This is a genomic window from Lelliottia sp. 7254-16, assembly GCF_002922995.1.
In the GTDB taxonomy this organism is placed as follows: Bacteria; Pseudomonadota; Gammaproteobacteria; order Enterobacterales; family Enterobacteriaceae; genus Enterobacter; species Enterobacter jeotgali.
Genome location: NZ_PQVS01000018.1, coordinates 91,641 through 113,336 on the forward strand (window position 1 = coordinate 91,641; position 21,696 = coordinate 113,336).

The 21,696-nt window shown below is 53.4% G+C and carries 22 protein-coding genes and 1 pseudogene; 19 read left to right on the plus strand and 4 right to left on the minus strand.

Features of this window, described 5'->3' with window-relative positions; translation table 11 throughout:
- Window positions 1-60: 60 nt before the first annotated feature.
- Together C3708_RS19915 and C3708_RS19920 are read right to left on the minus strand one after the other, a co-directional pair.
- Window positions 61-525 (minus strand): hypothetical protein, encoded by a 465-nt coding sequence (locus C3708_RS19915; RefSeq protein ID WP_095280388.1) that lies wholly within the window; start codon window positions 523-525, stop codon window positions 61-63.
- The gene (locus tag C3708_RS19920) at window positions 503-1,465 is read right to left on the minus strand and encodes a transcriptional regulator (RefSeq protein ID WP_103950060.1); all 963 of its coding nucleotides are present in this window, start codon (window positions 1,463-1,465) and stop codon (window positions 503-505) included. Before C3708_RS19920 ends, C3708_RS19915 begins: the two co-directional genes overlap by 23 nt.
- Before the next feature lie 681 nt (window positions 1,466-2,146).
- Here C3708_RS19920 and C3708_RS19925 point away from each other — a divergent pair.
- The 12 genes from C3708_RS19925 (at window position 2,147) to C3708_RS19980 (ending at window position 11,633) form a co-directional block, all read left to right on the plus strand.
- A complete protein-coding gene (locus C3708_RS19925) occupies window positions 2,147-2,995 on the plus strand; it encodes a flagellin (protein WP_103947476.1) in 849 nt (282 codons plus the stop codon).
- A gap of 200 nt (window positions 2,996-3,195) precedes the next feature.
- The gene (fliD, locus tag C3708_RS19930; RefSeq protein ID WP_095280391.1) at window positions 3,196-4,500 is read left to right on the plus strand and encodes a flagellar filament capping protein FliD; all 1,305 of its coding nucleotides are present in this window, start codon (window positions 3,196-3,198) and stop codon (window positions 4,498-4,500) included.
- 16 nt (window positions 4,501-4,516) lie between these two features.
- Entirely contained in the window at window positions 4,517-4,912 is a 396-nt protein-coding gene (gene fliS / locus C3708_RS19935; RefSeq protein ID WP_095280392.1) for a flagellar export chaperone FliS, read from the plus strand.
- Window positions 4,905-5,210 carry a flagellar protein FliT gene (gene fliT / locus C3708_RS19940; protein ID WP_095280393.1) on the plus strand — a complete coding sequence of 102 codons (306 nt, stop codon included), beginning with the start codon at window positions 4,905-4,907 and terminating at the stop codon, window positions 5,208-5,210. Before fliS ends, fliT begins: the two co-directional genes overlap by 8 nt.
- Complete coding sequence (locus C3708_RS19945; RefSeq protein ID WP_103950061.1) at window positions 5,210-6,259, plus strand: flagellar hook-length control protein FliK; 1,050 nt, start codon at window positions 5,210-5,212, stop codon at window positions 6,257-6,259. The genes fliT and C3708_RS19945 overlap by 1 nt, the downstream gene beginning before the upstream one ends.
- 2 nt (window positions 6,260-6,261) lie before the next feature.
- Entirely contained in the window at window positions 6,262-6,729 is a 468-nt protein-coding gene (gene fliL, locus C3708_RS19950; protein ID WP_103950062.1) for a flagellar basal body-associated protein FliL, read from the plus strand.
- A gap of 19 nt (window positions 6,730-6,748) precedes the next feature.
- Window positions 6,749-7,444 carry a FliA/WhiG family RNA polymerase sigma factor gene (locus C3708_RS19955; RefSeq protein WP_095280396.1) on the plus strand — a complete coding sequence of 232 codons (696 nt, stop codon included), beginning with the start codon at window positions 6,749-6,751 and terminating at the stop codon, window positions 7,442-7,444.
- Window positions 7,445-7,456: 12 nt separating this feature from the next.
- Entirely contained in the window at window positions 7,457-8,320 is an 864-nt protein-coding gene (gene motA, locus C3708_RS19960) for a flagellar motor stator protein MotA (RefSeq protein WP_095280397.1), read from the plus strand.
- Window positions 8,320-9,240: a putative lateral flagellar export/assembly protein LafU gene (gene lafU, locus C3708_RS19965; RefSeq protein WP_103950063.1), complete on the plus strand. Its 921-nt coding sequence runs from the start codon at window positions 8,320-8,322 to the stop codon at window positions 9,238-9,240. The genes motA and lafU overlap by 1 nt, the downstream gene beginning before the upstream one ends.
- Window positions 9,241-9,251: 11 nt before the next feature.
- Entirely contained in the window at window positions 9,252-10,010 is a 759-nt protein-coding gene (locus tag C3708_RS19970; protein WP_095280399.1) for a C40 family peptidase, read from the plus strand.
- A 38-nt stretch (window positions 10,011-10,048) separates the two neighbouring features.
- Entirely contained in the window at window positions 10,049-11,098 is a 1,050-nt protein-coding gene (gene parM / locus C3708_RS19975) for a plasmid segregation protein ParM domain-containing protein (RefSeq protein WP_095280400.1), read from the plus strand.
- The gene (locus tag C3708_RS19980) at window positions 11,091-11,633 is read left to right on the plus strand and encodes a hypothetical protein (RefSeq protein ID WP_103950064.1); all 543 of its coding nucleotides are present in this window, start codon (window positions 11,091-11,093) and stop codon (window positions 11,631-11,633) included. Before parM ends, C3708_RS19980 begins: the two co-directional genes overlap by 8 nt.
- A gap of 273 nt (window positions 11,634-11,906) precedes the next feature.
- Here C3708_RS19980 and C3708_RS19985 read toward each other — a convergent pair whose 3' ends face one another.
- The gene (locus C3708_RS19985; RefSeq protein WP_103947472.1) at window positions 11,907-12,188 is read right to left on the minus strand and encodes a YjcB family protein; all 282 of its coding nucleotides are present in this window, start codon (window positions 12,186-12,188) and stop codon (window positions 11,907-11,909) included.
- A 495-nt stretch (window positions 12,189-12,683) separates the two neighbouring features.
- Here C3708_RS19985 and C3708_RS19990 point away from each other — a divergent pair, with 495 nt between their 5' ends.
- Together C3708_RS19990 and C3708_RS19995 are read left to right on the plus strand one after the other, a co-directional pair.
- Entirely contained in the window at window positions 12,684-14,072 is a 1,389-nt protein-coding gene (locus C3708_RS19990) for a sensor domain-containing diguanylate cyclase (protein ID WP_103947471.1), read from the plus strand.
- Window positions 14,073-14,324: 252 nt separating this feature from the next.
- Entirely contained in the window at window positions 14,325-15,911 is a 1,587-nt protein-coding gene (locus C3708_RS19995) for an EAL domain-containing protein (protein WP_103947470.1), read from the plus strand.
- Here the strand turns inward: C3708_RS19995 and soxS are convergent.
- Window positions 15,908-16,234 (minus strand): superoxide response transcriptional regulator SoxS, encoded by a 327-nt coding sequence (gene soxS, locus C3708_RS20000; protein WP_103947469.1) that lies wholly within the window; start codon window positions 16,232-16,234, stop codon window positions 15,908-15,910. The two genes, C3708_RS19995 and soxS, sit on opposite strands and share 4 nt — an antisense overlap.
- A gap of 98 nt (window positions 16,235-16,332) precedes the next feature.
- Between soxS and soxR the strand changes: the two genes are divergently transcribed.
- From soxR to C3708_RS20030, 5 genes and pseudogenes are all read left to right on the plus strand, one after another.
- A complete protein-coding gene (gene soxR, locus C3708_RS20005) occupies window positions 16,333-16,791 on the plus strand; it encodes a redox-sensitive transcriptional activator SoxR (protein WP_103947468.1) in 459 nt (152 codons plus the stop codon).
- A gap of 505 nt (window positions 16,792-17,296) precedes the next feature.
- Window positions 17,297-17,968: a glutathione S-transferase family protein gene (locus tag C3708_RS20010; RefSeq protein WP_103950065.1), complete on the plus strand. Its 672-nt coding sequence runs from the start codon at window positions 17,297-17,299 to the stop codon at window positions 17,966-17,968.
- A 300-nt stretch (window positions 17,969-18,268) separates the two neighbouring features.
- Entirely contained in the window at window positions 18,269-19,618 is a 1,350-nt protein-coding gene (gene ghxP / locus C3708_RS20020) for a guanine/hypoxanthine transporter GhxP (protein WP_103947466.1), read from the plus strand.
- 151 nt (window positions 19,619-19,769) lie between these two features.
- Entirely contained in the window at window positions 19,770-21,413 is a 1,644-nt protein-coding gene (locus C3708_RS20025; RefSeq protein WP_103947465.1) for a Na+/H+ antiporter, read from the plus strand.
- A gap of 155 nt (window positions 21,414-21,568) precedes the next feature.
- Window positions 21,569-21,696 (plus strand): annotated as a pseudogene (locus C3708_RS20030) (IS481 family transposase); the annotation flags it as partial.

The window sequence follows — 21,696 nt, forward strand, 5'->3', positions numbered from 1 at the left end:
TGTAGAGGCAAATCGCTCAATCGGTTCCCTTACCGCTGGAAAGGGCCAGCGTGAGGGGCGTTACTTCTTCAACGGATACAAAAAGATCGCGCCACTCTGCCCGACGACCAACTGCTGATTACCGACATTTAGCGGCTGCATCCAGACATCAATGTGCAGCAGCATATCCACCAGGCCATCAATCATCAGCCCTTTTTGCGCGGTGCTGTAATAGATGGGGGTGTAGGAAAAAAACAATCTGCTGTTCTGTTTATTGATGGCGGTAAATTTGCCCTTCAGCACAAAACGATTGTCATTCGGGCTGGTGATGGTGGTCATTATCGAGCCGTTAACCGTCTGCATATGGGAGTCGTAAATCTCTTTACGCTTCGACATTAGGTCATAAAACCCAAGCTGCATGAAACCTTCCACATTGCTTTGCGGAGCTGTGGGCGTTTGGATAATGCGCAGCCCGGCAAAAGCGAGCGCTACAAGGAGAAAGCAGGAAAGGGCCACTTTCCAGTTAAGAACAGGTTTCCATCTCACTGATTTTTCTCCTCGTTTCGCGCAGTATCAGGTTGTTCAGTTGGGTGGGATCGATACGCCAGTGGTAGATGGCCATCGCCAGTTGCTTGTTATCACAGCGGCTTTTCAGGGCAAACGTGTAATTCAGCGTTTGATCGACGCTCTGGTAATAGACCGTCATCGTCACGGACTGCGTTTTGATCTGCTGGTTAATGGCGTACAGCGTATCTTTGATTTTGCTGTAAAAATCTTCTTTATTCATTGCCAGACGGTTGGACTCGGACAGCTCGTACACATGAATATTGCTGTAAACCTCGACATCCTGTTCTTCTGCGACAATCTTTGGTCCCTGGTTGTTGGCGTACTGCCAGCCAGCGGCTGCGCTGATAGCGATCACTACCAGCAATATCACCAGCGTGATCAGCGGATGCTGAAAGCGCGGCTTAGCAGATTCAACGACGGGCAATTCGAGCAACGCGGGAGGCGTGACGGGCATCGGTTCGGCGATGTCATCGGTTTCAGCTGCGGTGTCTGGTTCATCGGCGACGCTGTTTTCATCGGATGAAATGAGCGTCGGCAACACAAACCCATCGATCTCCGTTTCCGGCAGATCGATTTCTTCACTCTCTTTTTCAACAAAGCGACACCAGGCCTGTTCCAGCAAATACCCCTTTTTAGGGATAGTTTTAATAATCTTTTGCTGTTTTCCGTCGTCTTCCAGCGCTGAGCGTAAAGCATGAATGGCATTGGGTAGGCTATTATTGCCAATCACCCGACGTTCCCATACCAGCGTAGTTAATTCTTCTCGAGTGAGAATTTTTCCTGCATTTTCAAGAAGTACGTCTAATAGTTTTAATTGATATTCACCCAGACGTTTTCTTTCACCTGTCACTAAACTAATGAGTGAACCAGAGGGTAAATCAACTAACCAGTTATTAACGGTAGAATATTTTTTTCTCATGGCAATTGGTGGTAAATGGCCACTCCTGAGTCAATAAATCATCCGGGCAGCGTGCGGGAACGGCGCACAATGCTTAATGTAAATTAATCATTAATTCCGTTAAAAATTCATTTGAGAATTGCCGCTTGCCTGCGGAGATTATGCAAAAATTGAGCGGTATTACGGTGTAATCAGGATTTTCGCTCTGCGGAAAGACGCATTACTGCCAGTCATTTTCCGCCTTTTCTGGGATGAGATTAGGAAGTTTCTCTTCCGTGACACATTTCTACGCGATAAAAGTGTGATGTGCAACAAATTATTAAGTTAATTATCTGGATAAGCATTAATGAGAATCGTTAAACGTTAATAGTGATCTGTTGTTGTTTTTTATATTAATGGTTTGTTCGGTTATGTGAATTTCATGTTTTTATTTTTTCATCTGTAAAAAACATAGTTACATTTTGAAAAGAAAAAACATTAACTATTTTTAAGTTGGATTTAAGTTAAGGAATGAATGTGTCGCATTGGTTTTTAATTTGTATTCGCAATTTATGCGCTTATTAATAAAACTAGGTTTTTTCTTATAGAAGTGATTTTTTAATTTTTTTTCATATCCGATTTAATTCTCCATTGGTGTGTGTCGTTTTACTTGAGTACCAGACAGAAGGACCTGACGAACAGGTTCACAAGGAGATTAATCACATGGCACTTTCTATTTTCACTAACGCATCTTCCATGGCTTCTACCAACGCACTGAATAAATCCAACAGCATGTTGTCCACTGCGATGGAACGCCTCGGTACCGGTAAACGTATCAACTCCGCAGCAGACGATGCCGCTGGCCTGCAAATCGCGACTCGCCTTCAGGGACAGAGCAACGGTATGGCGGTTGCTCAGCGCAACATCTCTGACGCAACTGCTCTGATGCAAACCGCTGAAGGCGCATTTGATGAAGTGAGCAACATCATGTATCGCATGAAAGACCTCGCAACACAGGCAGCGAACGACACCAACGGCACGGAAGACCGCGCTGCGCTGCAGTCCGAAATGGACGAACTGAATGCTGAACTGACCAACATTATGGACAACACCAAATACGCGGGCGAAAACCTGTTCGGTACTACCGGTAAGTTCAGCAAAGAGATGAATTTCCAGATCGGTGCGTCACAGGGCGAAAATCTGAAAGTTGATGTGAAAACTGAGCTGGATAACGTGACTGGCGCAAGCGGCATGGGTGCACTGAAAACTGCTGATGCCCTGACCACCGTTTCTGGCGCACAGGCGATGATCACAAGCGTAGAAGGCGCGATTTCTGAAGTCGGTACCCTGCGTTCTAAACTGGGTGCAAACATCAACCGTCTGGGCCACACCGCGGCTAACCTGGCGAACATGAAAGACAACACCGACCTGGCACTGGGTAACATCCGTGATGCTGACTTCGCGTCTGAAGCATCCAGCATGACCCGCAACCAGATGCTGGCGCAAACCAGCATGTCCATGCTGAAGCAGTCCAACAGCATGTCCGGTATGGTGATGTCCCTGCTGGGCTAATCCCGACCACTTTCTACGAAAACACCGCTGTAAGGCGGTGTTTTTGTTTGCGGCCTTTCCCCTTCCTTCCTTTTCCCATCCGGGGAAAGTTGCCTTCCCTGTAATTCGTAACTCACTGAATTAATACAATTTAAAAATTGGCACGATGGTTGCATTAACTAAGCATGGTTTAGCAACAGGTGCGAAAGGAGACAACTACTATGGCAGATTTCAGCAGCATTGACCCGACGTCGCTGGCCCAGTCGCTGGCGTCCTACGACATCATGGCGATCCAGAATCAGCTGAAGACCAAAACAGCAACGATGACGTCGCAGAAAAAAGCACTGGATGCGCTTCGCACCGCGTTGACCGATTTCCGCAGCGCCATTAAAGGGCTGAACAACACCAATGACGGGATGTTGAAAAACGTCGCGACCCTCAACCGTGAAGGGATTGCCAACGTTACGGCGAACTCTGCGGCGCAAAAAGGGACTTACAACATTGAGGTCGATCAGCTGGCGTCCGCCCATCAGATAGGCTTTGGCGATCTGACGGATGAGTCGATCAAAAACGCTACTGGCACGATGGACATCACGCTGGGCGAAGGGGCGGATGCGAAAACCATTACCGTCGATATGGACAGCGTCAGCAGCCTCAGCGATCTGACCAAAGCCATCAACGGCAATGAAGACAATCCGGGCGTCACCGCATCGCTTATCCGTACCGACGGCAAAGTTACCCTGATGCTGAGCAGCGATGAAAGCGGCGCCGCGAACAAAGTCACGGTCGGCGGCACGTCTGGTTTTGATTCGGCAAACGCCAAAGAGATCTCGAAAGCGGCAGACGCCAAATTCCGCATGGGCGAGATGGAGTTCACCAACAGCAGCAACACGCTGGATAAGCTCATCGAAGGGGTCACTATCGAGCTGACGTCGAAGACCGAAGCCGACAAACCGCTGACCATTACCATCGGCACGGACACCACCGGCACCAAAGAGCAGCTCCAGACCTTCATTGACTCCTACAACACCCTGCAGGACACGCTGCAAAAACTGACCAAAAGCGGCAGCGGTGACGGGGAAGAACGCGGCGCGTTTGCGGGCGACTCGACGATGGCATCGCTCGATCGCGAACTGAATGACGTGCTCCGTACCGTGTTTGGCGGCAAGCGGATGTCCGATTTCGGTATCACGGCGGATAAAGACGGCAAGCTGGAAATCGACAGCAAAAAGCTCGACACCGCGCTGACTGCCGACCCGCAAGCGCTGACCGGCCTGTTCAATGGCAAAGAGGGGCTGATCTCGAAGATGGACAAATCCCTCGACCGCTACCTCAACTCGAACACCGGGTTGCTGAAAGGGCGTCAGGACGTGCTTGACCGTCAGCAGAGCGATATCGACACCAAAACGGATGCCATGAATACGCGTTATGACTCCTCGTATAACCGCTACCTGAAGCAATTCACCCAGTTGCAGCAGGCCATGTCACAGATGAACAACACCATGAGTATGTTTGGTTTAGCTTAAGGAAATCAGAGCTTTTATGTACGGGAATGAACAGCAGGGCTTCGGCCATTACCAGCAGTCCGATTTAGCCATTCAGGCGGCAGCCGCGAATCCGCATCAACTGGTTTTGATGCTGTTTAACGGCCTGATGGATGAGCTGGTCCGCGCGAAGAGTCACATCGCAGCGCGTCGCTATGACCGCAAAGTCCAGAGCATTAATAAATGCATCGACATCCTGAACGCATTGACCAGCGCGCTGGACTTTGACAAAGGGGGCGAGCTGGCGCTGAGCCTGGCGAACCTTTACGACTACTGCGTTTATCGCCTGTATGACGCCAGCCATAAGCTCTCCGTCGAGCATGTTGAAGAGGTTGAAGTGATCCTCAGTAACTTGCAGGACGGCTGGGAAAAAATGGGGCAGCAGAATGGATGATCTACAGGTTATGCGTTTTCTGGCGCGTTCCCTGGAGCATGCGGCCAGCCAGCACGACTGGCCGAAAATGCAGGACGTCGATGCGCAGATTGCGGGGCTGTTGATGTCGCTGCAAGGCCAGACGCTGGCGGCAGAAAAACGTGAGGCATTAATGGCGCTGAAGCTGGTGCATCAGCAGGTGAGCCAATACTGCCAGCAGCAACGCGATGAGCTTGAACAGAACATGGCCCGCGCGCGCCGTAATCGCGAAGGTGCCAGCGCCTACGCGCAGTTTGCGGATGTAGGAGAGGCGGGCTGATGAATCTGCTGCTTTCGTCACTTTCGCCTGCGCCTGCGACCACAGAACCGGGCGCGATCGCCCCGGCTCTGCCGGTGACAGATACCAGCGCGGTGGCGCTGCCGGGAACGGTGTCCGGCGAACCGATGCCTGCGGGGTTCAACGATGCGCTGCTTAACATCATCCATACCCTGATCGGCGGTGAGCAGAACCGTGACACCATGATGGTGCTGGCGGGTCTGGACACCGACGAAGACGATGACGCCCCGACACACACTGCCGGAAGCGAAGTCCAGACGCCGGACGCGTTAACGCCGCCGCAGGCGCTGCTGGATACGCTGCTGATGGCAAGCCTTATGCCGGTGAAAACGCTGAATGTTGCGCCAGCGGCACCGCAAACCGGCGAAGCGCTGAAGATGCAGACGCTGTCGGCGGGGCTTTCGCCGCTGTCTGGCGGGTTACAGCCGACAACGGCCACACCCGCACCGGTAGCCGTGGCGCAGGAACCAGTGGCTGAACTCGGCAAACCGCTTGCCACAGACGTGGTGAAAACGTTGGCCGAGGTGCTGCCCGCCGCAGGTCAGCCGACGGCGAGCGGACAGACGTTTTCAACGGTAATGGATAAGCAAACGGTCCATCTGCCGTCGGTCAAACTGGACGCCGACGAAACCAAATGGGCGCAACAGCTGCACAGCGCGCTTAACGATCGTCTGCAGATCCAGGTCAAAAATCAGGTGCAGCACGCCACGATCCGCCTCGATCCGCCGGAAATGGGCAAAGTGGATATCTCACTGCATATCGAAAATGGCCGTATGCAGGTGCAGATAAGCGCCAGCAACAGCGAGACGGTGCGTGCGCTACAGCAGATCAGCAATGAACTGCGCCAGAGCCTGACGGAGCAAAACTTTGTTCAGGTGAACGTGCAGGTGTCGACCCAGTCCGGACAGCAGCAGGGACGCGGACAGCAACTGCCCACTCAGTCGGATACGCCTGATGCAGGGGCAGAGATTGCCGCAGAGGACGCACAGTCCACTGGCGGTAAAGATGATTCGGTATTACTGACGGTTTAACTATGACTATTAAGACTTTTTCTTTAGGGCTGGTAATTGCCCTGATTGCAGCAACATTCGCCGCCGTATTGACCGTCATGGGCACGCACCTGCTCAGCCAGGACGAACATAAGCGCTCCATTATTTCTGACCTGTTCAGCTCGTCCAAAGAGAACGTGGTGGAGTTTGTCGAAATCAAGAACGTGGTCGTGACCTTAAAAAGCCCAGGTGATTCCGAGCGCTACCTGCTGCTGGAACTGGCGCTGACCACTGATTCACCGGCCAACACCCTGCGTGCAGAAGAGATGTCCCCGGCGATCCGTGGCGCGACCGTCAATGCACTGTCAGCCATGAACTACGACGCAGTGCGTGAAATGAGCGTGGAATCCCTGCGCGACACGTTGATGAATGCGTACACGGCGCGCTTTGAAAGCCTCAATACGCGTATGCCGTTTAACGACGTGATCATCAGCAAAATGGTTTTCCAGTAATTAACGGTACTCGACTGAAATGATGGATTTTATTGCTGATGAAGCGCTGAGCCCGGCTGACGAAGCGAAATACGTTAACGCGTATTTGCCGTTAGTGCATCGGGTGGTGAAACAGCTCTCCTGGCAAACCAGCAGCGTGATGGATAAAGAAGACATGGAGCAGATCGCCCTGATGGGTCTGCTGACGTCGCTGCGTCGTTATGGTCACCCCGATGAGCAGTTTGGGGCCTATGCCGCACAGCGCGTTCGTGGCGCGGTGTTGGATGAGCTGCGCGAGCTGGACTGGCGTCCGCGTCGGCTGCGCCAGAAGAGCCATAAGATTAACGATGCTATCCGTGAGGTTACGCGCAAGCTTGGCCGCACGCCGACGTTTGACGATCTTAGCCAGCAACTGTCCATCACTGCCGAAGAGTACCACGAGTATTTACTGCTGGATTGCGCCAGGTCGCTGGAAAGTCTCGATGAATTATTAGGTGAGGATGCGCTGCACGGCAGTCTCAATACCCGCTCGCTGGAGGACGAAATGGTCATCAGCGGCACCCTAAAGGCTGCGCTGGCGAGTCTTGATGAGCGTGAACAACTGATCCTTACGCTCTATTACCAGCAGGAAATGAGCCTGAAAGAAATCGCGCTGGTTCTCGATCTGACCGAGGCGCGCGTCTGCCAGCTTAATAAAAAGATCGCTCAAAAGATCCAGTGTTTTTTCCAGAAGTGAAGTGAAAGGTATATGCAAAAGTTATTCGGTATTTTCATTATTTTCGCCTGCGTCGTCGGCGGTTTTCTTATGTCCGGTGGACGTCTGGCCTCGTTTTGGCAGCCGGGTGAGATCATTATCATTCTCGGTGCGGGACTGGGGGCAATGGTGCTTGCGAACCCGCGTCCGGTACTGGCGGAAATGTATCGCCAGTTTCGCGGCATCATGCGCAAAAACGAGTACACCGATGAGTATCAACGCCAGCTTTTAATGCTGCTGTTTGAACTGCTGGAACTGGTGCAGGACGGCGGTCTGAAGGTTCTGGATGCCCATATTGAAGTACCGGATAGCAGCCCGCTGTTCCAGAAATATCCGCTGATCCTGCAAAACAAAGCGCTGATCACCTTTATTTCGGACAACTTCCGCCTGATGGCGATGGGCAAGATCAACGAGCACGAGCTGGAAGGGATTCTGGAGCAGGAACTGGTGGCGATGGAAGAGAACCTTCTTCAGCCGTCCCGTTCTTTGCAGCGTACCGCCGAGGCGATGCCGGGCTTCGGGATCTGCGCCGCCGTTTTGGGGATCATCATCACCATGCAGTCCATTGACGGCTCCATCGCCGTGATTGGCGTCAAAGTGGCGGCCGCGCTGGTGGGGACCTTCCTCGGCGTTTTCTTCTGCTACTGCCTGATGGACCCGGTGGCGAACGCCATGGAACAGAACACCAAAAAACAGCTCGCGGTGATCGAATGCGTGCGTACCGTGCTGGTCAATCACGTGGCGGGCAAACCGACGCTGCTGGCGGTGGATGCCGGACGTAAAATGCTACCGCTGGATTCCAAACCGACTTTCGCCACGCTCGACGGCTGGGTGAACCAGATGACGGGTGAATCCTGATGCGCGGCACTCGCGGAAAAGAACATACCACCATCATCAAACGCTCGTCGCGCAAAAGCCACGATGCGTTTCATGGCGGCGCGTGGAAGGTGGCGTTCGCCGACTTTACGCTGGCGATGATGGCGCTGTTTATGGTGCTGTGGATCATGGGATCGGTGACGGAAGAAGAGCGTAAAGAGATTGTCTCTCAGCTCAACGGCGAAGCCCTGTTTGAAGGCCATTCCCTGACGCCTATCACTCAGCCCCACGGTAGCGGTGGCAAAATCGCGGTCACGGAAACCCGCGATCGCGAGGCGAAAAAAGCACAGCAACAGAAACAAGCTGCGGCAACAGCAGGAATAAAAGGCGAAAGCCTGGAGGACGTGAACAAGCGTTCTCAGAAAGAGATCGAAGATCTGGCACGCATCATCATGAAGATCACCTCGGCCTACGATGCGCAGTCGAATCTGAAAATGGAGATCGTGCCGCAGGGGCTGCGGATCTTGATCACCGACGATCAGAAGCGCGAGATGTTCCAGCGTAGCAGCGCGATCCTGACGCCGTTCTTTACGCGTTTGCTGACGGAGTTTTCTCCGGCACTCAATAAGATCGACAACAAAATTATCATCACCGGACACACGGACTCCACGCGTTTCCGCGACCAGGATCTCTATAACAACTGGAATCTGTCGGGTGAGCGAGCGATGCAGGCACGCAAAGTCCTGACGAAAGCCGGTCTAGAACCGGGCAAAATTTTGCAGGTGAGCGGAATGGCCGACCAGATGCTGATCGACCCGGAAAATCCACTCAGCTCCTCGAACCGCCGCATTGAAATCATGGTGCTGACCCACTCGGCGAGCGAATCGCTTTATCAGTTCTTTGGTCAGCACGGCGAGAAAGTGATCAAACCGATTATCGATAAACTCTCGCAGAAAAAATAGACGATTTAGTGATGTTGACCTCTATAACACTCCAGACTTTACGCCGCGTAGCGCTGGCCGCAGCCCTGATTGTCGCTAGCACGGCGCACGCAGAAGCCGCTCCGCGCCGCGAGGCGGTACCTGAAGAAGAGAGCGCCGCCAAAACCCGAATGCGCAATCGCGCGGCGCTGTTGAAAAAATCGCGCACCCGCATTGCCGTGGTGCCGGTGACGCCAGAGCAAAAGCGTAAGCAGAGCGAAGCAAAACGCCTTGAACGCGTGCAAAACCGTGAACAGCTGGCAATGCACAAGCGCTGGCAGCCCGGCAAACTCTCCACGGATATGATCTGGGAACCGTTGCCTGGCGAGAAAATCAGCCCGCGCCTGCAGGCCTCGCTGAAAAAAGTGATTCAACTGCTGCATCAGCAGCTTGGCAAACCTTACGTTTGGGGCGGCCAAACGCCGGAGCAGGGCTTTGATTGCAGCGGCCTGGTGTTCTACGCGTTCACCCCGGTGCTGAGCCGCAACCTGCCGCGCACCGCCAACGGCATGTATCAGGACCGCACGTTGCGCCAGATAAAGCAGGACAAATTACGCCGTGGCGACCTGGTGTTCTTCAACATCAACCAGCGCCCCGGTGCGGATCACGTTGGCGTATATCTCGGTGACGGCAAATTTATCGAAGCCCCGCGCACCGGCCTGAATATTCGCATCAGCCAGCTTTCCGATAACTTCTGGCAGGACCACTATCTCGGTGCCCGCCGCCTCTTAACTGACGAGGCTGTGCTCTGACACCGCTCCTTATTTTCAGAACGATTGAGACTACTTCCATGACCCAGATCTGTAAAAAATTCGCTATCGACGATGGCTCTACCAACGTAAAAATCAGTTGGATTGAAAACGGCACCCTCAAAACCGTGGTATCGCCGAACTCTTTCCGCAAAGACTGGAAAAGCGCGGCGCTGCTGCGTGGCCAGGCGGTGCATAACTACACCATCGGCACCACCAAATACACCTACGATGCCACTTCGGATAAAGCGCTCTCGACCACCCACATCGACTACCAATACGACGATTTAAACCTGTTGGCGGTGCATCACGCGCTGCTTCAGACCGGCGTCACGCCGTGTGACGTGGAGGTGATTGTGACCCTGCCGATCACCCAGTTCTATAAGCCGGACGACTGCCAGCGTAATGAAGAGCGCATCGAAGCGAAGCGCCAGAATCTGATGCGCGACATCTCTCTGAACAAAGGCGAACTGTTCCGTATCGTCGACGTGCAGGTGATGCCAGAGAGCCTGCCTGCGGCGCTGTCGCATCTGCTCAACTCGAACGTCAATGAATTTACCAAATCACTGGTGATTGACTGCGGCGGCACCACCCTGGATATGGGTGTGGTAATCGGTGAGTTCGACGACGTGTCGGCCATTTACGGCAACAACGAAATTGGCGTGGCGATGGTCACAGACGCGACGCGCAAGCTGCTGGCCGCTGCCGACAGCGACTCCAGCTATCTGGTCGCTAACGAACTGATCAAGCGCCGCAGCGATCTTAACTTCGTGAAAAGCGTGATTAACGATGAATCGCGTATCGACGAGATCCTCGAAAAGATTGAAATCAAAATTCAGGAGCTGGGCGATCAGGTTGCTTACGAAGCGAAAAAATTCGCCAAGAACCCGAACCGTGTGTATCTGGTCGGCGGCGGTGCGCATCTGATTGAAGGCGCGATTCGCGAGGTCTACGCAACGCTGGGCGAGCGTGTGGTGAGCATTGAAAATCCGCAGAGCGCGCTGTCGCGTGAAATCTGCCTGTATCACTCTGATGCCGGTGCGCAGGCGATCGACGAGCCGTTAATGGCTGAGGTGGGTGACGATGCGTAAGGGACAGATTCGCCGCGTCAATCTGTCCCTGCACCTGACGCCCCACCAGTCGCGCGCGGATCTGCGCGCGATGCAAGAGCTGCAAAAATGGCATCAGTCCGTGGACAACGCTGCCAGCATTGACGATACGAATATGGAGATCCGCACCTTCCACCGTAACGTCTACCTGGCCGGTTTGCAGCTGCACCTGATGGACCCGACGCTGTGCCGTCATGTGGCGGAATCTTTAGGGCGCGAAGAATTGACGCTGGCGGAATTGCTCGGCGAACTTTCGCCGCAGGTCGCTGCGCCCGAGGAGAGCGATTCCTCTGCGGAACATTTGGCGCAGTTGCAGAAAATCCATGCGGAAATTGCCGCGCTAAAACCGCTGATGGAACAGCAAAAGCTGGTTTTACAGCAGCTGCGAATGGCCGGGAAAATGGCCGGTGCACCGGAACCAGAACGCACGGCGAATGGTGCGGAAGAGCGGGATTTGAGTCAGGTGGATGCCCCGACGGAGAAGATGAAGAAGGTGAGACAAAAGGGGATATTTTGAGTCGCCGGATGCCCTCACCCTCACCCTAACCCTCTCCCACAGGGAGAGGGAACAGTCTGGTATTCTCCCTGACGCCGGATGCCCTCACCCTAACCCTCTCCCACAGGGAGAGGGAACAGTCCGGTATTCTCCCTGACGCCGGGTGCCCTCACCCTAACCCTCTCCCACAGGGAGAGGGGACAGTCCGGTATTCTCCCTGACGCCGGGTGAGGAACTTCTTTCTCCCTCTCCCTGTGGGAGAGGGCCGGGGTGAGGGCACCAGACCGCGCAATATCAGGTAATCACCATCGGCCAGTCTGGCGGAGTGTGGCTCATCGCTTCGACCATCACCACTTTCATGTTGCTCCAGATTGTTGCTACGTCCACCATCGTAATGCCCAGCAGCCCCGTCGCGAACCAGCACGCAGCGCCCAGCCCCAGGAGGGTACTGATTACCGCCAAACCCGCGAGGTCAGACTTACGAAATTGAATGTTCAGCGTGCTGGCTAAAAACATCAAAACCGCACTCAACAACGGCCAGCGCAATAAAACCATGCTGGTGGTAATGGTCGCCATAAAACCCATCCTCGAATAGCAGACAAACAACAATGAAACAGTGTTTCGCGTTACAAAATTTATGTGAACTATATCACATTCGCTGTTTTATTCGCCAGACTTGTTGCCGTAAAAATGTGCGCTTTTTAACCATTCAAAGCAAAATAATGGGTATGCAGAATATATCTTTGCAGGCTAATAATGGTTTCGAGGCGGTCTTTATAAGAAATTCATTGAGATAGAAAAGTCTCTACACTGTTGCGGCGTCTGTACAATATTTACAGTATTAAACCTATGGCTTATGCTTGAACGGATAAATAAATATACACAATTAATAATTCAGGCTACTGAATTCATTACTTTTTATTCTCTGGTGTCACTTATTATTCACACACACATGCAATTTTTTACATAGTTATGCGATACCTGGAATAAATTGTCTCAATGAGATTATTCGAATCCTGAGTTATTCGTTGCGCCTGATTTCTATGAATCAATGACCTGCGAATAAAACCGATGAAAGAGACATGCCGCGATATTGTTAACGACAGCATGCAGGCGTTGCATGCTTTAGCAAAACTGATGCCGCAGTTAACGGCCCAGTGTTCGCTCGCTGATATGCTGGAAATCATCAATCGCTCGCTGGGTTCATCGCTGGCGTGGGTGAGCGTGGATGACGATATCAGCCCGCCGCGCGTGGTTTGCGCGGGGGATGTCATCTGCCACTCTTTTGAAGTGACCGATTTTCTGGCCAGCACGCTTTTGCAGCGCCATCACCGCTCGTGGCGCGCTATTTACTGGAAAGAGAATGTCGGGAAATTGCTCTTTACTGCCCAGCATCCCGGCTATTTGCAATTACAAAGCGGTGTGCTTTGCAAACTGTCTTCTCGTGATGGGAGCTGCAACGGCTATTTCTTCCTGGGTTTTTCGCAACGATTATGTGCGTTACCGACGTTGAAAAATGTGGTCGTGGTGCTGGTCGAAAAATTAAAAGATTATTTTGCCGAAATGATTTCACGCGAACGAACGTCCAGGGAAATGCAGCTTGTTGTGACGCAATATAAAACCCTGTTCGAACGTGCTCCGGTATTAATGAACTCTTTCGATCGGCGTAATCGCTGCGTGCTATGGAATGTGGAGTGTGAAAAGGTGTTTGGCTGGAGCATGGCGGAAATTAATCTGCACCCCGATCCGCTGGCGTTGTTTTATCCCGACCCGGAAGTGCGGCGGCGAGTGCGTGATTCAGTGCATGTTTCGCCGCTGAAAGACATGTACGAATGGCACCCCATCAGAAAAGACGGCGCACCGCTCACGATCCTTTGGTCGAATATTCTGCTGCCTGATGGGTCTATTTTGAATATTGGCCTGGATATTACCGAGCGCAAAAAGGCCGAGGAGCAACTGGCGCTGAAAGCCACAACTGACGATCTGACCGGATGCTTTAATCGTTCGGCCATTTTGCAGCAGCTCCAGGCGGCGATGGAGCGTAATCAAACGCATTTCTGCGTGTTGATGTTCGATCTGGATTATTTCAAGCAGATTAACGATGAGTGGGGCCATCAGGTCGGCGATACCGCGCTGGTGCATTTCTGCGATCGGTTACGCGAAGTGAGTCCGACGCACGCGGCCCTGGGCCGGGTTGGCGGTGAGGAGTTTTTACTTCTATTATCTGAGGCAGACTGCGAGGCGGCGATGGCGCTTTCATCGACGTTACGCGCTATGCTTTTGGAACGACCGATGCTGGTTGGGGATAAATCGCTGATTCTTTCTTTCAGTGCGGGTGTGGTTGAAGTAGGTTGCGGGCCTCGCGATACCTCTTCCCTGCTCACCCGTGCCGACAAAGCGTTATATGATGCCAAACGAAGCGGAAGAGGGAAAACGGTGATCTCAATTGATTATTTATAAATCAATGATCCCTCCTTGTGTTATCTTAAATCTCATCATTAAGTTTTGATATTTATTATCCTTAATAAAAATCGAGCACATCCTTTAAGTTTGGCTTACGGACAAATAATATCGTCATAAACAAATATTAGGTTTCTGATGATAAAAGTCAGTTGCTAACTTCGCATGATTCATGCAACGTAATCACCTGTTTATCAAAGCATCCGGCCTTCATTACTACAGGCACACATAAAGCAGGGATATAGGGCGGAAATGAATCGTAGCGCACGGCGCAAGGTGCTGAGGGTCGTCGGGATCATCATGGTAGTTTTGCTACCGGTGATGCTTGCGCTATGGTTTGCCCAACTCAGAGCCGTCACCGAAACAAGTAGTCAGCTACGTTCTTTTGCGCAACTTGCTTTAGATAAAACTGAACTGGTTATTGAACAAGTTGATTTAGCGCGCGACGCCGCGCAGAAATATCAAGGTGATGTCTGTACTCCCGCCCATCGGCAATATATGTTGAACGTGGTGCGTGGCCGTTTGTATGTGTCCGATTTAATTTATGCCGAAGGCCAGCAGTTTCTCTGCTCCACGGTGATGACACCCGATAAGCCTTATCTGATACCTACCGCAAATTACACACGTAAACCTGACGTCTCTATTTATTATTTCCGCGATACGCCATTCTTTGCGGGCTATAAAATGACGTATATGCAGCGTGGAAATTATGTTGTGGTGGTGAATCCGCTTTCCTACAGCGAAGTCATGTCGACAGACCATTCGCTGGAATGGGGTGTATTTGACACAGTGACTAACGCTTTCTTTTCCGTCAGCCCGCAGGCTGATATTCCTTTATTACATTCGCTCGTTGGTAAAGCTGATAAGCCATTACAAAAAGACGATCGTTTTTATACAACCGTTAATTCAACGAAACGTCCTATTGCCGCAATCGTTTCCACATCGAATGCCCGTTTTTATGAAATTCTCTATCACCAGGCCACGCTAACGCTGCCGCTGGGGATGATTTGCAGCATTATTATTCTATTGGTCTGGTCGCGCACGCATCGTGAATTTAATTCGCCAGGACGCTTATTGCATCGCGCACTTAATAAGCGCCAGCTGTGCGTTCACTATCAGCCGATCATTGATATTAAAAATAACTGCTGTGTGGGTGCCGAAGCGCTGCTGCGCTGGCCCGGATTTAACGGTCAGGTGATGAGCCCCGCTGAATTTATTCCACTGGCAGAGAAAGAGGGAATGATTGAGCGCATCACCGACTACGTTGTCGAAGAGGTGTTTAACGATCTGGGTGATTTCCTCGGTAATAATCCGCATCTTTATATCTCGATTAACCTGTCCGCGTCTGATTTCCATTCGTCGCGCTTGATTGCGCTGATCTCAGATAAAGCGCGGCACTATTCGGTGCGGGCACAGCAGATAAAAATTGAAGTGACGGAGCGCGGATTTATTGATGTGCCAAAAACAACGCCAGTGATTCAGGCGTTTCGCCAGGCGGGTTATGAAGTGGCCATCGACGATTTCGGCACCGGTTATTCGAACTTACACAATCTGTATTCGCTTAACGTCGATATCCTGAAAATCGATAAATCCTTTATCGATACCCTGACGACCAACAGCACCAGCCACCTGATTGCTGAGCACATCATTGAGATGGCCCAAAGCCTGCGGTTAAAAACCATTGCAGAAGGGGTGGAAACGGCGGAGCAGGTCACCTGGCTACTGAAGCGCGGCGTACAATATTGTCAGGGCTGGCACTTTGCGAAGGCGATGCCGCCGCAGGAATTTATGACCTGGCAGCAACAGCCTGTTGGAGTGCTTACCCCCCGCACCACTTAATTCAGCTGGTGGCGGTAATCGCTCGGGGTACGATCAAATTCGCGGCGGAACACCCGAGAGAATGTCTGCTGCGAGACATAGCCTAAATCCATCGCGATATCAAAAATCGGCCGTTTGGTCGACCGTAGTGCCTGAGCAGCCAGCAGTAAACGCCGTTGGCGGATGTAATCCCCCAGCGTTTGATGCATAACGGTGCGAAACATCCGCTGCAAATACCACTTCGAATAGCCCGACTTTTTAGCGACAGCGTCAATATTTAACGGTTGGTCGATATGTTCATCAATCCATTCAATCAAAGTCTGAATAATCTGCTGATGCGACATAAGGTTACCCCTCTTTAGATACAACTTTCTCTGTTGATTCGTCGTTTTCTCTGCGGGGGAGTATAATTCCTCAAGTTAACTTGAGGTAAAGAGGTTTTATGGAAAAGAGATTGCCCAGAATTAAGGCGCTGCTGACGCCGGGGGAGGTCGCCAAGCGTAGCGGGGTAGCCGTCTCGGCGCTGCATTTCTATGAAAGCAAAGGTTTAATTAAAAGTATCCGCAACGGGGGAAATCAGCGTCGTTACACGCGTGACGTGCTGCGCTACGTGGCGATTATCAAAATTGCGCAAAGGATTGGTATTCCGCTGGCGACCATTGGCGACGCGTTTGGCGTATTGCCGGAAGGCCATTCTCTGAGTGCCAAAGAGTGGAAAGAGCTTTCTTCCCAGTGGCGCGAGGAGCTGGATCGACGCATTCATACCTTAGTGGCGCTGCGTGATGAACTGGACGGATGTATCGGCTGCGGGTGCCTGTCGCGCAGCGATTGTCCGCTGCGAAATCCGGGCGATACGCTGGGCGCACAGGGGACCGGGGCGCGATTGTTGGAGGAGGATTGAGTTTGTGCGGCCTGCTTGCCGGATGCGCTGCGCTTATCCGGCCTACAAAACCTGCAAACTGCACCTACATGTTTGCCGGATGCGCTGCGCTTATCCGGCCTACAAAACCTGCAAACTGCACCTACATGTTTGCTGGATGCGCTGTGCTTATCCGGCCTACAAAACCTGCAAACTGCACGTAAACCGTAGGCCGGGTAAGGCGCAGCCGTCACCCGGCAAAACAACCGCACGGACCCCAGAAAAAACTAAAGCGCCAAACGAAGGCGCTTTAGTTTATTCCCGGTCTTTGTCTTTCTCTCTATCCCGCTGGTTCACGGGAGGGTTTCCCCCGACATCAACACCCCTCATGTCGAGCACGTTGGGGAGGTTCCGGTTTGTGTTGACACTTTAATTGTATGCAAAACCCCGCTGTTCGCCAGTCGCCGTGGACAGAATCTCGGCAAAAGTTTTTCGCCATGTCGTGCAATTTTCTATAGTTAGTTTGTATGAATTACAGGAGAACACCATGCTGACGCTCCACCACCTGAACCAGTCCCGTTCCCAGCGCGTTATTTGGGCGCTCGAAGAATTGTCCGTGCCGTACCAAATCGTCCGCTATCAGCGAGAAAAAACCATGATGGCGCCGCCGTCGCTGAAGAAAGTGCATCCGCTGGGCAAATCACCGGTGATTGAGGACAACGGGCTGATCCTCGCGGAGTCCGGCGCGATTCTGGAATATTTGCAAGAAACCTATGACCCGCAGTCGCAGCTCAAGCCCGAAAATGCGGCGAACAAAATCCAGTACCGCTTCTGGCTGCACTACGCAGAGGGATCGCTGATGCCACTCCTGCTGATGAAACTGGTGTTCGCCAGCCTCGGCAAGCCGCCGATCCCGTTTGGCATGCGCTCGCTCGGCAAAGTACTGGGCGGCGGCGTGCAGAAAGCCTGGCTCAATCCACAGCTCGAGACCCACGCCCGCTACATTGAGTCCCATCTGAGTGAGAACAGCTGGTTCGCGGGTGAACAGCTCAGCATGGCCGATATCCAGATGACCTATCCAATTTTCGCGCTGCTGGCGCGCGGCGGGATCGACAATCTTCCGCATACCCAGGCGTGGAAAAAACGGGTCGAAATGCGTCCCGCCTGGCAGCGTGCGATTCAGCAGGGCGGCCCACTCGATATCCCCGGTGAGTCGTAGATTGTTATCAAATTGCGCATTCACGATAACGTTTGCGCATCCTCTGCTTATTTCTTCAGCGTCATAAGGGAATTTTAGCGATAAACGATAAAGTTCAGTTGAAAAGGGGCTGTATTACGCTAGATAATCGTTTGCCTTCAATTCAACACCCGTTTTGTAAGCGCGGAGCTAAACGTTTGCTTTTTTTGTGACGCCCCTATTCGTCGCAAACGCAGCACAAGGATTTGACGTTTCGCTGGCAGTGGAATTGTCCACCACGCTTACAGACGAATGATAAAAATTTCTCAGGGGATGTTTGCTATGTCTACGCCTTCAGCGCGTACCGGCGGTTCACTCGACGCCATGTTTAAAATTTCTGCTCGCGGCAGCACCGTGCGTCAGGAAGTTCTTGCAGGTCTGACGACGTTTCTGGCGATGGTTTACTCCGTCATCGTGGTGCCGGGCATGCTGGGCAAAGCGGGCTTCCCGCCTGCGGCCGTATTTGTCGCCACCTGTCTGGTCGCGGGCGTAGGCTCCATCGTCATGGGCCTGTGGGCTAATCTGCCGCTGGCGATTGGCTGCGCAATCTCTCTGACTGCCTTTACGGCGTTCAGCCTGGTGCTGGGCCAGCACATCAGCGTGCCGGTTGCGCTGGGTGCGGTGTTCCTGATGGGTGTGCTGTTCACCATTATTTCTGCTACCGGGATTCGTAGCTGGATCTTGCGCAACCTGCCGCAGGGCGTGGCGCACGGCACGGGTATTGGTATCGGCCTGTTCCTGCTGCTGATTGCGGCGAACGGCGTCGGTCTGGTTATCAAAAACCCGCTGGACGGCCTGCCGGTTACGATGGGCCACTTCGCCAGCTTCCCGGTGATCATGTCCCTGATTGGCCTGGCAGTGATTATCGGCCTGGAAAAACTGAAAGTGCCGGGCGGCATCCTGCTGACCATTATCGGTGTGTCCATTGTGGGTCTGATTTTCGACCCGACCGTGCACTTCTCTGGCATCTTCGCCATGCCGTCCCTGAGTGACGATCAGGGTAACTCTCTGATTGGCAGCCTGGACATCGTTGGCGCGCTGAACCCTATCGTTCTGCCAAGCGTTCTGGCGCTGGTAATGACCGCCGTGTTTGATGCCACCGGCACCATCCGCGCGGTTGCAGGCCAGGCGAACCTGCTGGACAAAGACGGGCAAATTATTGATGGCGGCAAAGCGCTGACCACCGACTCCCTGAGCAGCGTGTTCTCCGGCCTGGTCGGGGCGGCTCCGGCGGCGGTGTACATCGAGTCCGCTGCGGGTACGGCGGCAGGCGGTAAAACCGGTCTGACGGCGATCACCGTCGGCGTGCTGTTCCTGCTGATCCTGTTCCTCTCTCCGCTCTCTTATCTGGTTCCGGCTTACGCGACCGCACCTGCGCTGATGTACGTCGGCCTGCTGATGCTGAGCAACGTCGCGAAAATCGATTTTGCTGATTTCGTCGATGCGATGTCCGGCCTGATTACCGCCGTGTTTATCGTCCTGACCTGTAACATCGTGACCGGCATCATGATCGGTTTTGCCTCGCTGGTGATTGGTCGTCTGGTCTCCGGCGAGTGGCGCAAGCTGAACATCGGCACCGTAGTGATTGCGGTCGCGCTGGTGGCGTTCTATGCGGGCGGCTGGGCAATCTAAGTTGTCTTTTCCTGCGAAAACGGGTGGCTTAGGCCGCCCGTTTTTATTTTCGGACCGCACATCGTTGTCTTTTGCGTTACTCTGGGAAATGTAGAATAGAGGCACGACGCTTCATGTTTTAGACAATAAGAAACACGCAAACAGGGAACGCATGGAAATCTTCTTCACAATACTCATCATGACCCTTGTGGTCTCACTTTCCGGGGTAGTCACCCGCGTACTGCCCTTCCAGTTACCTCTCCCGCTAATGCAAATCGCCATAGGCGCGCTGCTCGCGTGGCCGACGTTTGGCCTGCACGTGGAGTTCGATCCCGAGCTGTTCCTCGTGCTGTTCATTCCGCCGCTGCTGTTTGCCGACGGCTGGAAAACGCCGACGCGCGAGTTTCTTGAGCACGGGCGAGAGATATTTGGCCTCGCGCTGGCGCTGGTTGTCGTCACCGTGGTTGGGATTGGTTTCCTGATTTACTGGATAGTCCCGGGCATCCCGCTGATCCCTGCGTTCGCGCTGGCCGCCGTGCTGTCGCCTACGGATGCGGTGGCTCTTTCCGGGATTGTCGGTGAAGGCCGTATACCGAAGAAAATCATGGGCATCCTGCAGGGCGAGGCGCTGATGAACGACGCCTCCGGCCTGGTGGCGTTGAAATTTGCCGTCGCCGTGGCGATGGGAACCATGATTTTCACCATCGGCGGCGCGACCGTTGAATTTTTCAAAGTGGCGATCGGCGGCATCCTCGCCGGGTTTGTGGTGAGCTGGCTGTATGGCCGCTCGCTCGGGTTCCTCAGCCGCTGGGGCGGTGACGAGCCCGCCACACAGATCGTCCTGCTGTTCTTGCTGCCGTTTGCCTCTTACCTGATTGCCGAACATATCGGCGTGTCGGGCATTCTGGCGGCTGTTGCGGCGGGGATGACCATCACCCGCGCGGGCGTAATGCGCCGTGCGCCGCTGGCGATGCGTCTGCGCGCCAACAGCACCTGGGCGATGCTGGAGTTTGTCTTTAACGGCATGGTGTTCCTGCTGTTGGGCCTGCAACTGCCCGGTATTCTCGAATCCTCACTGGTGGCGGCAGAAGCCGATCCGAACGTCGAAACCTGGATGCTGTTTACCGATATCGTGCTGATTTATCTGGCGCTGATGCTGGTGCGTTTCGGCTGGCTGTGGACGATGAAAAAATTCAGCGTGCGTTTTCTGCACAAGAAACCGATGGAGTTTGGCTCCTGGTCCACGCGCGAGTTGCTGATTGCCTCGTTTGCGGGTGTGCGCGGGGCAATTACCCTCGCCGGTGTGCTCTCGATTCCGCTGCTGCTCCCGGATGGCAACGTCTTCCCGGCACGTTACGAGCTGGTGTTCCTGGCCGCTGGCGTGATCCTGTTCTCGCTGTTTATCGGCGTGGTAATGCTGCCGATTCTGCTACAACACCTGGAAGTGGCCGACCATTCTCAGCAGCATAAAGAGGAGCGTATCGCGCGCGCCGCGACGGCTGAAGTGGCGATTGTCGCCATCGAGAAGATGGAAGAGCGCCTGGCGTCGGATGCCGAAGAGAATATCGATAATCAGCTGCTGAAAGAGGTCAGCTCGCGGGTGATTGGTAATCTGCGTCGCCGCGCCGATGGGCGTAACGACGTAGAAAGCTCAATGCAGGAAGAGGATCTGGAGCGCCGCTTCCGTCTGGCAGCGCTGCGTTCAGAGCGCGCCGAGCTTTACCACTTGCGCGCCACGCGCCAGATCAGCAACGAGACGCTGCAAAAACTGCTGCACGATTTGGATTTGCTGGAAGCGTTGCTGATTGAGCAGTAGGTGCGGTCTGATGCCCTCACCCCGGCCCTCTCCCACAGGGAGAGGGAGAAAAACCGAACTGTCCCCTCTCCCTTTGGGTGTACGGTCCGGGGACATCATGAACACTTGTTCGGGGACATGGTAGACACTTACAACTAAGGCATACGAACCCGTTTTTGGAGTCGCTTATGCCCTGGGATGCGAGAGATACCATGTCATTACGTACCGAGTTTGTTCTGTTCGCCTCGCAAGACGGGGCGAACATCCGTTCTCTTTGCCGTCACTACGGCATTTCGCCCGCTAC

Coding starts and splice junctions, on each gene's coding strand:
- C3708_RS19920 (WP_103950060.1), bottom strand. CDS start 1,465: ATGAGAAAAAAATATTCTACCGTTAATAACTGGTTAGTTGATTTACCC.
- C3708_RS19925 (WP_103947476.1), top strand. CDS start 2,147: ATGGCACTTTCTATTTTCACTAACGCATCTTCCATGGCTTCTACCAAC.
- fliD (WP_095280391.1), top strand. CDS start 3,196: ATGGCAGATTTCAGCAGCATTGACCCGACGTCGCTGGCCCAGTCGCTG.
- fliS (WP_095280392.1), top strand. CDS start 4,517: ATGTACGGGAATGAACAGCAGGGCTTCGGCCATTACCAGCAGTCCGAT.
- fliT (WP_095280393.1), top strand. CDS start 4,905: ATGGATGATCTACAGGTTATGCGTTTTCTGGCGCGTTCCCTGGAGCAT.
- C3708_RS19945 (WP_103950061.1), top strand. CDS start 5,210: ATGAATCTGCTGCTTTCGTCACTTTCGCCTGCGCCTGCGACCACAGAA.
- fliL (WP_103950062.1), top strand. CDS start 6,262: ATGACTATTAAGACTTTTTCTTTAGGGCTGGTAATTGCCCTGATTGCA.
- C3708_RS19955 (WP_095280396.1), top strand. CDS start 6,749: ATGATGGATTTTATTGCTGATGAAGCGCTGAGCCCGGCTGACGAAGCG.
- motA (WP_095280397.1), top strand. CDS start 7,457: ATGCAAAAGTTATTCGGTATTTTCATTATTTTCGCCTGCGTCGTCGGC.
- lafU (WP_103950063.1), top strand. CDS start 8,320: ATGCGCGGCACTCGCGGAAAAGAACATACCACCATCATCAAACGCTCG.
- C3708_RS19970 (WP_095280399.1), top strand. CDS start 9,252: ATGTTGACCTCTATAACACTCCAGACTTTACGCCGCGTAGCGCTGGCC.
- parM (WP_095280400.1), top strand. CDS start 10,049: ATGACCCAGATCTGTAAAAAATTCGCTATCGACGATGGCTCTACCAAC.
- C3708_RS19980 (WP_103950064.1), top strand. CDS start 11,091: ATGCGTAAGGGACAGATTCGCCGCGTCAATCTGTCCCTGCACCTGACG.
- C3708_RS19985 (WP_103947472.1), bottom strand. CDS start 12,188: ATGGCGACCATTACCACCAGCATGGTTTTATTGCGCTGGCCGTTGTTG.
- C3708_RS19990 (WP_103947471.1), top strand. CDS start 12,684: ATGAAAGAGACATGCCGCGATATTGTTAACGACAGCATGCAGGCGTTG.
- C3708_RS19995 (WP_103947470.1), top strand. CDS start 14,325: ATGAATCGTAGCGCACGGCGCAAGGTGCTGAGGGTCGTCGGGATCATC.
- soxS (WP_103947469.1), bottom strand. CDS start 16,234: ATGTCGCATCAGCAGATTATTCAGACTTTGATTGAATGGATTGATGAA.
- soxR (WP_103947468.1), top strand. CDS start 16,333: ATGGAAAAGAGATTGCCCAGAATTAAGGCGCTGCTGACGCCGGGGGAG.
- C3708_RS20010 (WP_103950065.1), top strand. CDS start 17,297: ATGCTGACGCTCCACCACCTGAACCAGTCCCGTTCCCAGCGCGTTATT.
- ghxP (WP_103947466.1), top strand. CDS start 18,269: ATGTCTACGCCTTCAGCGCGTACCGGCGGTTCACTCGACGCCATGTTT.
- C3708_RS20025 (WP_103947465.1), top strand. CDS start 19,770: ATGGAAATCTTCTTCACAATACTCATCATGACCCTTGTGGTCTCACTT.